Here is a 12,502-nt window from a genome sequence, read left to right on the forward strand (position 1 = left end):
ACATGAAGTGGCGTAGAAGTTTGTTAAATGAACCTGAGTTGGAGGTAAAATATTCTTAATTTTTATAAAATAAAAGCAGAAAATTTAGTAAATGAAGATATTGATATTCAATTCACTACAATTATTCTGCTTCTGTTTTCTGACGCTAAAATTAGTTTGGGCTGTTAAGTGTTTCTTGTAAAATTGATTTTTATAAAAAGATTTTACATCTCAAAACGGACTAAATAGGCTTCTCCTTTTTTTACTTTCATCGCAATTCCCCAACCGGGTGTTTCAGTATTTACATTGTTTCCTTCCAAATCTGGTCTGTATAAACCTGGTGCTTTGGGTATTTTAGTCAAACTATCTACCAACATGGAAAAATGAACACCATCTTTCGCATAATTTATGGTTTTACTAATAGATGCAAGTGATGCAACTCCATTGTCTTTTTTCCAGATTAAAACTTCATGACTTTTATCTAAGAGAGATCCTTTATGTTTCACAAAAGGACCGTTAGGAGTATCTGCATAAGCGACACTCATTTCTGTAAATTTGGGTCCTTTTGAACCATGAATTATTGATCTTCCTTTATAATACAACCATATTTTGTTGTCTTTTTTTAACATACTAGCATCGTCTATTCTGTAGCTATCAAAATCTTCAGCAGTTTTACTAATAGTTAAAACAGGATTATTTTCAGCTCTCACAAAAGGACCATTAGGGCTATCTGAAACAGCAAGTCCAATGGCTGTAATATCTGTAGTATGGTTGCCTTCAAATTCTGCTTTTGGGTTTCCAGGGGTTGGTTTTACTCCTGTATAATACAAATAATATTTTCCATCTTGAGCTATGATATTTGGTGTAAAAACAGAATGGCTATCAAACGCTCCTTTTTCTCCTAAACCTAATGCCATTCCTTGCTCTTGCCATGTGTAACCTTCATCTGTTGAGGTTGCATACCAAATGGTTGCCCAATATCCTGAAGTTATTGGACTGTCCATTCTTGAATACCAGACATAATACGTGTTGTTAACTTTTATAATATCACTATTGTCTCGTCTGTTGTAAAGACTGTCTTTTCCAATTCCTTTTACATCTTGATAAGTAAATTTTAAAGAAGATTTTTTTACAAGACTAGTTTCTTCTTCTTTTTTATCTTCTTTGTTTTTATAAGCACTACAACTAGTTAAAAAACCAAGAATAATTAATAGGAATAAACTCTGGACTTGAAAATTATGATTCATTATTTTTTTCATTTTTTATTGATAAATTTGTTAAAAACAATACTAATATCTATAGGGTCTTTCATATTGTCTTGAACTATTTTATACTCCTTAAATAAGGTTTCTAAAATTTCTTGATGTTTTTCTTTATCCTCTGCCAAATCATTCATTTCCATAGGATCTTTTTTCATGTCATACAATCTTACCACATTAGCGGTTGGATAGATAATCATTTTATAATCTTTTGTTCTATACATTCTTTGAGAACCAAAATATGCTCCGTAAACAATAGGATAATTACTGGTTTTAACTTTGTCTAATACCAATGGCAACAAACTATTAAAGTCTATATTTGTTGGTTTTTCTATACCTGCAAGTTCTAAAGTAGTGGGCATAATATCTTGTAAGTAAACAAATTCATCTATCACTTTTCCTTTTGGCACGTTAGGACCACAAACAATCATGGGAACTCTCATGCTACTTTCATACATGTTTTGTTTTCCCATAAATCCATGATCTCCTATAGCCAATCCATGATCGGCAGTAAAAAAGATATACGTATTTTCTGCTTTTCCTGAAGCTTCCAAAGCCGCTAAAATCTTACCAACTTGTTCATCCATGTGACTTATACTAGCATAATACTCTTGTCTGTTTACCTGAACTGAATAGGGAGTTCTAGGAAAAGGGGCTAATTTTTCATCTCGCAATCCTCTACCTGCTCCTGCTTGCTGATTATAGGGATATTCAGGAAGAAAATTTGCAGGAACTTTTATTTCATCTGCATCATATAAATCTACAAAACGTTTAGGTGCTTGTTTAGGATCGTGTGGTGCATTAAAAGCCAAATACATAAAAAATGGATTTTCCTTATTCTTTGCTTGTTCTATAAAAGCAACTCCATTATCTGCCAATACTTCGCTCCAATGTTTTCCACCTTTCCAAAAACCACCCAGTTCTTTATTGTATGGAGACCAAGTATCTGGTTTATCTTTTTCAAAAGTACGTGCATATCTTTTTGCTGTTTGCTTTGGCATTCCTGCACGAATATCTTTCGTAAAATCGAAAATGTCTTTTGGAGCTACTTCTCCTACATGCCATTTCCCAGACATATAAGTATCATATCCAACTTTTTTTAGATATTGAGGCCAGTATTGATTTGGCATTTTAAAAGATATCTTGTATTTAGGATTGTTTTTAGGTGCATTAGGATCGTGATTATTATTTCCTTTTTTGGAATAAGAAGCAGCCCTCCAAATATTACCACCTGTAACCAACATAGTTCTACTGGCTACACAAACTGCAGGAGTAAAAGAACCTTGATTGTAAGTATGAGAAAAGGAAACTCCATTGTCCATTAATCTATCTAAATTAGGTGTTTTTACAGGACAATTCTCTAGTGCTCCAATGGTATTAAATGTTTGATCATCGGCAAAAATAAAAAGGATGTTTGGTTTTTTTTCTTGAGCAGAAGTACTAACCAACCAACAGCAAAAACATATATAAATTACTTTTTTAATCATTTCCATCTAAGTCTACTTTTTTTGTTCCCTCTAGAGCTTTGCTAGCATCTGTTTGAATAACATTTGGTTTGTGTTGTTCTTTATTAGTTTCAATTTCAAAAGACCATGCATAATTACTCTTTCCTAAATCTGTTGGAGGAATAATTTCTAATCCATCTATTGTCATTTCCCATTCAATTACAGTTTCAGATCCTAAAAGATTTACCGATTTCACCTCATTTTTAGCCCATCCTTTAGTTCCTTCAATTACTAAAGATTCTATGGGTTTATCTAATGCAATTACATAAAGTTTTGTTCCCTTGGTTGTAAAAGCCAAATTTCCTTTTTCTTGATGATTTATTTTCCAATAACGTGTTGCATATATAGCTTTTCCATTTATGTTTAACCAATCTCCCATACTATGAAGTAAATCTACTTGTAATTCTGGTATCGTTCCATCGGCTTTAGGGCCAATATTTACTAAAAAATTTCCGTTTCTTGAAACCACCTCAACCATTTCAGAAATAATTTCTTTAGCAGTTTTGTATGTATCATTTTCTAAATAGCCAAAAGAGGTTCCGAAAGTGGTACAACTTTGCCATTTAGGACCTATTACTTTTAGTTTTAAATTGTCTTTTTCTAAACAACCAATACCATCTGGCCAATTACGATTTTTCCCTTTATTATTCAAATACACTTCTTGATTTTTCTGACTTCCAGAATTCATAAAATCAGTAATCATAAATTTACATTGATCGTAAAAATATTGAATTTCTGGTTTAAAAACCTTTGGTTCTACTTGGGTATTATTTCCATCTCTAGTAAAAATGGGAATGTCATCAATCCATAAAAAGTCTGGTTCATATTTGTTCTGAATTTCTTTCCATCTTGCTACATATTCATCTACAGCTGTTTTATCAAATCCAAATGGTCCATATAAAGATGCTGCTTCTGGATTTCTTTTGATTTCCTCCAAAATATCGGCATGTGGTTTTGCATTCACAACATATTGTTTTGAAGTAAAAAAGCTCGAATGTCTTTCTCTATGATATGAGGGAGCATATTTTAATCCTTGTTTTTTAACCGCTATTCCTAAATCTCCTACTAAATCTCTTTTAGGTCCCATATTTTTAGCATTCCAAGGAGTTAATTCTGAATCCCAATTGGCCCAGCCATCATGATGTTCAGCAGTTAACACCACATACTTTGCACCAACTTCAGCAAAAAGTTTAGCCCATTTATCCGGATTCCAGTTTTCAGCTTTAAATTCAGGTACAATATCTTTATAACCAAATTCTGGTGGTGCTGCTCCCCAACGTTCTCTCAAATATGGATAATAATAAGTAGTATCTTTATAAATCAATTTAGGAACATGTTCTGCATAACCTCTTCCTCCTTTTTTATGACCTATAACACTATAAGGTCCCCAATGGATAAATATTCCTACTTTGCCATTGTTAAACCAATCTGGAATTGGCATTTTTTGCAAAGCCTCCCAACTACCGTCATAAGGTAATTTTACATTCTCATTTATATTTTGCTTTGTAATACAAGCTCCTAAAGACAATGCTATAACAATATATAATAGATTAGTAATTCTCATTTTTTTTATTTAAATGCCGTTTTTATATCCTTAACAGTTGTTCCAAAAAGTTGTTTAATAATTGGATTTAAACTAGCTTCGTCTCCTTCTATATGATAGGTTAGTTGAATGTGGGTTGCGCTTTTTCCTGCATTTAAAGCCAAAGCTGGTGATGATGTTTCTAATTCATAAAAAGGGCCTAATGGTTTTGCTCCTGGTTCTGGTGCTCCATCATTATAAGCATTTATTACATCACCTTCAAATGGGTTGTCTTGAATTTCCCACATAGAATTTACATAATCTGTTGCACTTTCAGGTTTATTGTATTTTACAATAGTTAAAATGCCTTTTTCAGAATCATAAGAACCTGCAATGTCTTTGGCTCTAGCCGGAGATAATCCTATTTTACTACGATATTCTCCATCACCTTTGAAATAGATAACATTATCATTAACTACTAATCTATCTGAAGGAACTTTACCAAAATAAGTGTCATTAACTACTTTACCTAACTCAGAATCATTACCTTGAACATAAGGAATTAAAATAGTGGTGTTTGGTGAATGATTGTACATGCCTAACATCCAAATAGAAAGCAAACCTGATTCTTTTTTCCAATCAGATTCTCCTAAATTAGTCATGATATTTGTTGTTTGATAGGCTACCGTTTTAATAGTTTCTGAAAGCGAATCAAGCCCCAACGTTTTTTGAATTTCTTGTTTTGAAAGAATACTAACTTCCCGCTGAATACCCATATCAAAAGTAAAACCTGAAAAATTTGTTAACGATGCTTCTTTTGTAAATACAGCTTTATTTGATGACACGCTTTTTACATTAAAAGGTTCTAAATCGATAAGATTTGGTGTGTACCAATCGTCTAAGGTAAATTTTGCTCCTTTTTTAAAGAATATTGAATATTGGCCACCTTCTGGCCCAAGCCAAAAACGTTCTTCACCACCAAATACATTAATATGTTCTAAGGTATCTTTAGATTTGAATAATTCTTTATTAATCCAACCATAGCTTCTTCCTTTTGCACCAAAAGCACTAGAGGTCATTACTCTACCTTGTAAAGCTGCTGCTATTGCTACTTTTGAGTTGTTTGATTGGTCTGTAAGTTCTATGACTTCTATATATTCTTTCATAAAAGCAACATCGTTTGCATAATTTGATGTGCTCTCATTTGCAGGATTAGAATTTAAGGTGTTATTGTCTTTTTCCATTTCAGATTTCTTTTTTGAATTACAGGATATAGTTAATAAAATAATGCATACAAGGATTGTATTTCTTACAAATATAAGTGATTGTTTTTGTTTCATATATTGTTGTTTTTACTTGATATTGAATGTTTTTTACTTCAATTTATTTTCAGAATCTGTTCTAAAAGGATAGGCTGGTAAACCTTCACCATTTATTAAATTTACAGATGGCTTACCTGAAAAGGCGTAACGTATATATAGTGGTTTTTTTATTTCATTTGAATTTAAAATCACTGTTTTTCCTTTAATATTTGCTGTAGCAGGTTTCCATTGCAAAGTGTTGTCTGCTATCCAAAAACCAGAAGGAGATTTACCATCAGTTGTTTTTAATCCATCAGCATTGGTATATTTTACAACTAAACATTCATTTTTAACAACTACTTTTTTCATTATTGGACCTTCAGAAACTATGTTTTTACCCAACGTTTCTTTGGCGGCTTCAAGTGCCAAACGTTGTCCAATAGGAAGTTTATCTTTTGGATGAATATTTTTTATATCACCCAAATCAATCGTATTAATAACACTTGTATGTTTAAGTTTTAAGACTTTAAGCTGCGATTCTCTCATCCAAGCCCATGATTCTTCAGTGGGATCTTGTGGGTCTATGTTTGGCTTTTTTTCTGTGCCCTTTCCATAACCTGGTAACATAACAACCATAAAATGCATGTCTTCTTTATTCCATTCTTTTCGATAGTTTTGAACCCAAGAACTTAGTACATCACCATATTCTTTTATCCCAATAACCTTATGAAACCAATTCTTCTCAGTAACTTCTGGTACTCCAGATAAATACCTTGCATTTCGCTCTCCTTGATACCAAACTAGTCCTCTTACTGCAAAAGGAATCAAAGGTTTCATCATAGCATTGTACAAAATATTGGGTTGTCTGCGTAAAAAAACATCTTCTTTTTTAGTTCGCTTTTCCCCTTTTTCAATAATGGTTTTAATGTTATTTTGAGTATCAGAATCTGCATCAAAATCTTGCATTATGGTTTTATAATAATCAAATTCGGTTGTCATATTTCTGGGCATCCAAGCTTCTATTGATGAACTTCCCCAAGAAGAATGAATAATACCAATAGGCACATCACTCATTTCTTCTAAATGATATGCAAAAGAAAAGGCAACTGCACTAATTGGAGTTTGATTTGTCCAAGTACCTTTAACATTTTCTTCTTCCTTTAATGAAACTGTTCTTTTTACTTCAAAACTTCGTATGTTTTTTGCTTTGGAAACTAATGCTTGAATATTTGGCACTATCTTAACATTCATTTGCATATTCGATTGCCCTGAGCAAATCCAAACTTCACCCACCAAAACATCAGAAATAACAACTTCGTTTTTTCCTTTAACAATTAAATTACTTCCTGTTTTTGAAGTTTTCAAAGGATCTAATTGAATTTTCCATTTTCCAGATTCATCTGCAGTTGTCCTTTTTTGTTGTCCTGCAAATGACACCAAAATTTCTTGACCTGCAGTTTCAGTTCCCCAAACAGGAACTTGCATACCACGTTGTAGTACCATCTGATTACTAAAAATAGGAGAAAGTTTTAATTCAGAATTATTAAATAGAGCTTTTACAAAGGCGTAGCTTTTATCCATTAATTCGTTATAAACTATTTTATCTGCTTTTTTAGCACGAAAAAAAGGCCCATTAAAAAAACCATGATCTTTTCCTGCATAAGATTCTAACTGACAGGTATTTCCAGCTGCATTCATTAACAAATTGAAACGTTCTGCATTTTCAAAAGGTACTGTTTTATCTGCTTTTCCATGAAAAACTAAAGTAGGCACAATGCCTTTTTTTATATGATGATTTGGTGAAATATCTGTTTTTCGTTCTTCACCAACTTTCGCAATTCCATATCCTTTTTCAGTTGTATCTAATACAGGATTGTACAGTATCATAAGATTAGGTTTAGAACTGAAAGACAAATCTTCATTTTCTTCTTCATACCCTTCAATAACACCTGTACATGCTGCAACATGGCCACCTGCAGAACCACCTGCAGCAACTATTTTATTTGGATTGATTCCTAATTTTTTGGCATGTTTACGAACCCATCTAATTGCTGATTTTGCATCAGAAACTGCATCAAAAGGTGTTGTATTGTGTTTATTCTTAACTCTATATTCTGCTGAAATGGCAACAATTCCTTTTTGAGCAAAAAAACGTGATTGCTCGTAAAATTGTTTTGGAGTTCCACTAGTCCAACCACCACCAAAGAAAAACACGATTACTGGAACCTGGTCCGTAACTTTATGTCCTTCAGGATTAAAAATATGAAGTGACAACTTCTTGTTATCCAAAGTTTTGTAAACAACAGATGAATCAGGTTTCATTTTTTCCTTAAAAGCAACTGATTCTGCATGAGCTATGATGTTAGAAAACAATAAAAAAAATGTTACTAAGAAAATCTTCATATATTTTAATTTTAGACGTTTTAAGGCTCTTATATATAGTTTTTATTGTTGTTTATTACTGTTCACTATTTCTTTTAATTTAGTTTCCATAGTTTTCACAACTTCAGGATATTGGTTAAATACATTTGTGGTTTGATTTTTATCATCATCTAAATTATACAATTGTACTAAAGGTGCATCTTTTTTTATTTCACCATTCTCAATATCACTGTTTTTACTACCTACAAAAGCTGTTGCAGGTGCACCTCCCCAAGCATGATGATTTGGTTTGGATCCTTTAAATCCACCACTTCCTTGTGCAGGAATATACATCCATTTTCCTTTTCTTAGAGATAAATGACCTTCTTTTCTTGGCGCTAAAATCAATTCTTCTCTAATTGGTTCTATTGGATTTCCTAATAATGTTGGTAAAATATTTTTACTATCAGTATCATCTAATTCTTTCGAATTTTGATTCGTAATTGCCTTAAATGTAGCCAACATATCTACATTGCAAATCAGTTGATTTGATGTAGTTCCTGCCTCTATTTTTCCTGGCCATTTTGCAATAAAAGGAATTCGATGACCACCTTCCCAAACTCCAAATTTAAAGCCTAATAAATCACCATTTATTTTGTGTCCTGCTTTTATAGCATTTCTTCCTCCTAAATTTAACATTGCTCCATTATCACTGGTGAAAATGACCAAAGTATTGTCACTTACTCCCTGTTTTTTTAGTGTTGATATTATCTCACCAACCATCCAATCTAATTCCTGAATAAAATCGCCATACAATTCTGCATCACTTTTTCCTTGGAAATTTTTACCAGGAGTAAATGGGTGATGAATATGTGTAGTTGCCATATATAAAAAGAACGGATCTTTTTTGTTCTTGGTAGTTTTATCTGTAATCCAATTTACTGCTTTTTCAGCTAAAACAGTTCCTACGGTATAATCATTGTATAATTTATGCGCTTTTACAGCACCTTTAAACCTATTTGTAGTTCTCTGAGAAGCTTCTTTAGGAATTGGTGTAATTGGAGTTACTTCATTGGGTTTTCCTTTACCTATATATATCAAAGGATCATTAGGATCTGACCCTACAATACTCGTATTTTCAACATATACATAAGGAGGTGCACTGTTTACAATTGGCACTCCATAATAATAATCAAACCCTAAATCATTTGGTCCAGGACTTAGTGGTTGTTTCCAATCATTTTCACCTGTTCCAAAGCCTAAATGCCACTTACCAAGCACTGCTGTTGCATAACCTTTGTTCTTTAAAACATCTGCAATTGTTACTTGTTTTGTATCAATAATTAATTCTGAAGTTATAGGTGCAGGTCCCCAAATTCCTTTTCCATTATTTGCTCTTATAGGATATTGACCTGTCATCAATGCATATCTTGAAGGTGTACAAACTGCTGAGGCAGAATGTGCATCTGTAAATCGTTTTCCTTCTTGAGCTAGTTTATCAATATTTGGTGTTTTTACTTTGGTTGCTCCATAACAACCTAAATCTCCATACCCCAAATCATCAGCATTAATTAGAACAATGTTGGGTAATTCTTGTGCCACCGACGTTGATGAGTCACAACTGTAAAACAACATAGATAATAGACCTATTTTAAGAGTAGTTATCGAAATATATTTCAATTTTTTATACATTTTTTTAGTTTTTAACTTGAATATTATTAAAAGGTGGTAGTCTTTGATCTGTGCCTACAATATTTACATCACCCAATTCTTTTTTTATTCTTTCTGATTCTAGCAATAGCTCTTTTACAACATCAGGATGTTTTTTGGAAATATCTGTCAATTCTCCCATATCTGTATCTAAATTAAATAAAAGTGGACGTGTTAATACTTCTAAGCCTTTACAGGAAATATTTTTAAGATTTTTCCCTCCAAAAGGTTTACCCATCATTTTTTTAGACCAAAAAGGTTGATCTTCTAAGGTTCTTGGCAAGTGTAATTTCCATTTACCTTTTCTTACTGCTTGTAGGTTTGCACCATTATAATAATATGCAAATTTATGTGGAGATTTTCCTTTTCCTTGTTCTAAAATAGCAGTGATATTTTTTCCATCTATAACTCTGTCTTTTGGTATTTCTGCCCCTGCTAAGGTGGCTATGGTTGGTAATAAATCCATTGAAGACAAAAAAGTATCATTTACTCCTATAGCAAATTTTCCTTTCCATTTGATAATGGCTGGAATACGAAAACCGCCTTCCATAGTTGTATATTTTCCTCCGTTTAAAGGGCCTGCAGAGCCTCCAAAATAACATAAAGCTGGTCCATTATCTGACAAAAAGATTACAATAGTGTTTTCATCTAATTTATTTTTTGAAAGAGCAGTTGTTAGTTTCCCAACAAAATGATCTAATTCCTGAACATAATCTCCATACAAACTTCCTTTAGATGTGCCAATAAATTCCTTATTTACAATTATTGGTGAATGAACAGAATTATAAGCTAGATACAAAAAAAACGGATTTTTTTTGTTGGTTTCTATAAACTCAATAGCTTTTAGAGTATAATTTTTTATTAGAGATTCATAAGGAACATTTTTTTGAACAATTTCTCTATTATTATACAATTGCATTGATTCTGGATTTTTTTTAGACCAATTAGATTTCAATCCATAAAACTGTTGAAAACCTTTATCCAAAGGCTGTGTGCCTGTATTAAAACCTAAATGCCATTTTCCTATTGCCATAGTTGCATATTGTTGTTTTAAAAGTAAATCTGCAATGGTAATTTCATCAGAATGTAAACCGTAATTTTTATGTTTTTCTCCATTATGTTGTGCTACAGGAAATCCATTTCTCATTGGATAACGTCCTGTTAATAATGCAGCTCTAGAAGGACTACAAACTGATGATGGAACTTGAAAATCGGTAAACCTTATTCCTTGATTTGCCAATTCATCAATATTGGGTGTATTTACATCTTGTGCACCATAACAACTTAAATCTCCATAACCTAAATCATCAGCAAAAAGAATGATGATGTTGGGTTTTTCTTGAGCCTCTAATTTTGATGTACAACTACTAAATAGCAAAGAAATAATACTCCATTTGAGCATTCTAATAAAAATATTTTTATTTATAAAAACCATAGTTAATCTCTTTTCGTTTTTTCTTTTATACTTTCTGGTAAATTCTCCCAATCTCTTGGGTGGCTTATTATTGGAACTTCTGGAAATAAAGTTCCTGTAGAACGTTGCCCTTTTCCTCTTTTATTAAATTCTCCTAATTCTTTACGCGCATTTTTTGCGATCCTTAATAATTTTCGAACAATTTTAGGATGTTCTTTTGATACATCTTTCGATTCTGAAATATCATTTGAAAGATTGTATAATACAGGACATTCTATATCAATAAATTCTGTTTTACTTTTGTCCCAAAAAGGAATTTGTTCTGCGGAACGAGGTAAATGTAATTTCCAGTTTTGGTAAGAAACCGCTTGTAAATTTTCGCAATTGTAATAATAGTAGATTTCTGAATCTCTTTTAATAACCTCATTTTTTAAAAGAGGTAAAATACTTACTCCATCATAAACTCTGTCTTTAGGAATGTCTGCTCCAATTATTTTAGAAAGTGTTGGAAAAACATCCATAGCAAATATGGGTGTATCTAAAATTGCACTTTTTTCAATCCCTTTTGGCCAAGAAATGATAAAAGGAACTTTATGTCCTCCTTCAAGAGAAACAAATTTTGTGCCTCTGTAAGGTTTCGCATATTCGTTTTTTAATGGGCCATTATCGGATGTAAAAATAATGATGGTATTGTCTAATTTCCCTGATTTTTCTAATGATTTTACAATCTCACCAATACTCCAATCAAACTCCTGAATAACATCACCTCTTACACCATCTTTTGAAGAACCAACAAATTTTTTTCCTGCTTTAAATGGCGTGTGTGGATAATTGTGTGAATAGAATAAAAAGAAGGGTTTTTCTGAACTTTCTTCAATATAATGTGTGATTTTTTCTGTGTAAAGACTTGTTAATTTGTCAAGAGGAGTCACTTCATAAACCAACTTTTTACCATCAAAAAATTGTTTACTATGGTGATAATTACAAGGCATTCCATAATAATCATCAAATCCTTGATTGAAATATGAAAACTTTTCTTCTGTTCCTAAATGCCATTTACCAACCATAAAGGTTGCATAATCTTGTTTTTTGAATTGTTCTGGAATGATAATTTCATCAGGATTTAATCCTAAAAACCAATGGGCATCACGCTTTGGATTAATCCCCAAATATAAACCTGTTCTTTGTGGATAAGCTCCTGTTAACAAAGCAGCTCTAGAAGGTGAACAAATAGAAGCACCTGTATGATAATTTGTAAAACGTAAACCTTGGTTAGCTAACTGATCTAAATTTGGTGTTTTTACATTTTTAGATCCATAAGAACTGATATCACTATAGCCCAAATCGTCTGCAAAAATTAAAATAACATTGGGTTTTACTACTTCCTTCTTTTGAAAAGCATTGCAAGAACTTATTAAAAAAATATAACCTGCTATTAAAATGAACTTCAT

The 12,502-nt window shown here is 32.1% G+C and carries 8 protein-coding genes; all 8 read right to left on the reverse strand.

Annotated features, from left to right (window positions below; genetic code table 11):
* Positions 1-203: 203 nt before the first annotated feature.
* The 8 genes from ACSHW5_RS03495 to ACSHW5_RS03530 all read right to left on the reverse strand — a co-directional run bounded on the left by ACSHW5_RS03495 (position 204) and on the right by ACSHW5_RS03530 (position 12,502).
* Positions 204-1,238, reverse strand: a complete 1,035-nt coding sequence (locus tag ACSHW5_RS03495) for a family 43 glycosylhydrolase (RefSeq protein WP_435674725.1) — start codon at positions 1,236-1,238, stop codon at positions 204-206.
* Positions 1,235-2,725 carry a sulfatase-like hydrolase/transferase gene (locus ACSHW5_RS03500; protein ID WP_435674726.1) on the reverse strand — a complete coding sequence of 497 codons (1,491 nt, stop codon included), beginning with the start codon at positions 2,723-2,725 and terminating at the stop codon, positions 1,235-1,237. Before ACSHW5_RS03500 ends, ACSHW5_RS03495 begins: the two co-directional genes overlap by 4 nt.
* Positions 2,718-4,307, reverse strand: a complete 1,590-nt coding sequence (locus tag ACSHW5_RS03505; protein WP_435674727.1) for an alpha-L-fucosidase — start codon at positions 4,305-4,307, stop codon at positions 2,718-2,720. Before ACSHW5_RS03505 ends, ACSHW5_RS03500 begins: the two co-directional genes overlap by 8 nt.
* Before the next feature lie 5 nt (positions 4,308-4,312).
* A complete protein-coding gene (locus ACSHW5_RS03510) occupies positions 4,313-5,509 on the reverse strand; it encodes a DUF6786 family protein (RefSeq protein ID WP_435674728.1) in 1,197 nt (398 codons plus the stop codon).
* A 129-nt stretch (positions 5,510-5,638) separates the two neighbouring features.
* Entirely contained in the window at positions 5,639-7,969 is a 2,331-nt protein-coding gene (locus ACSHW5_RS03515; RefSeq protein WP_435674729.1) for an alpha/beta hydrolase fold domain-containing protein, read from the reverse strand.
* Between the two features lie 42 nt (positions 7,970-8,011).
* Positions 8,012-9,607, reverse strand: coding sequence for a sulfatase family protein (locus ACSHW5_RS03520; protein WP_435674730.1), 1,596 nt, complete (start codon positions 9,605-9,607; stop codon positions 8,012-8,014).
* Positions 9,608-9,623: 16 nt separating this feature from the next.
* Positions 9,624-11,072 (reverse strand): sulfatase family protein, encoded by a 1,449-nt coding sequence (locus ACSHW5_RS03525; RefSeq protein ID WP_435674731.1) that lies wholly within the window; start codon positions 11,070-11,072, stop codon positions 9,624-9,626.
* A 2-nt stretch (positions 11,073-11,074) separates the two neighbouring features.
* Positions 11,075-12,502 carry a sulfatase-like hydrolase/transferase gene (locus ACSHW5_RS03530; protein WP_435674732.1) on the reverse strand — a complete coding sequence of 476 codons (1,428 nt, stop codon included), beginning with the start codon at positions 12,500-12,502 and terminating at the stop codon, positions 11,075-11,077.

The organism is Polaribacter sp., assembly GCF_051251875.1.
Lineage (GTDB): Bacteria > Bacteroidota > Bacteroidia > Flavobacteriales > Flavobacteriaceae > Polaribacter.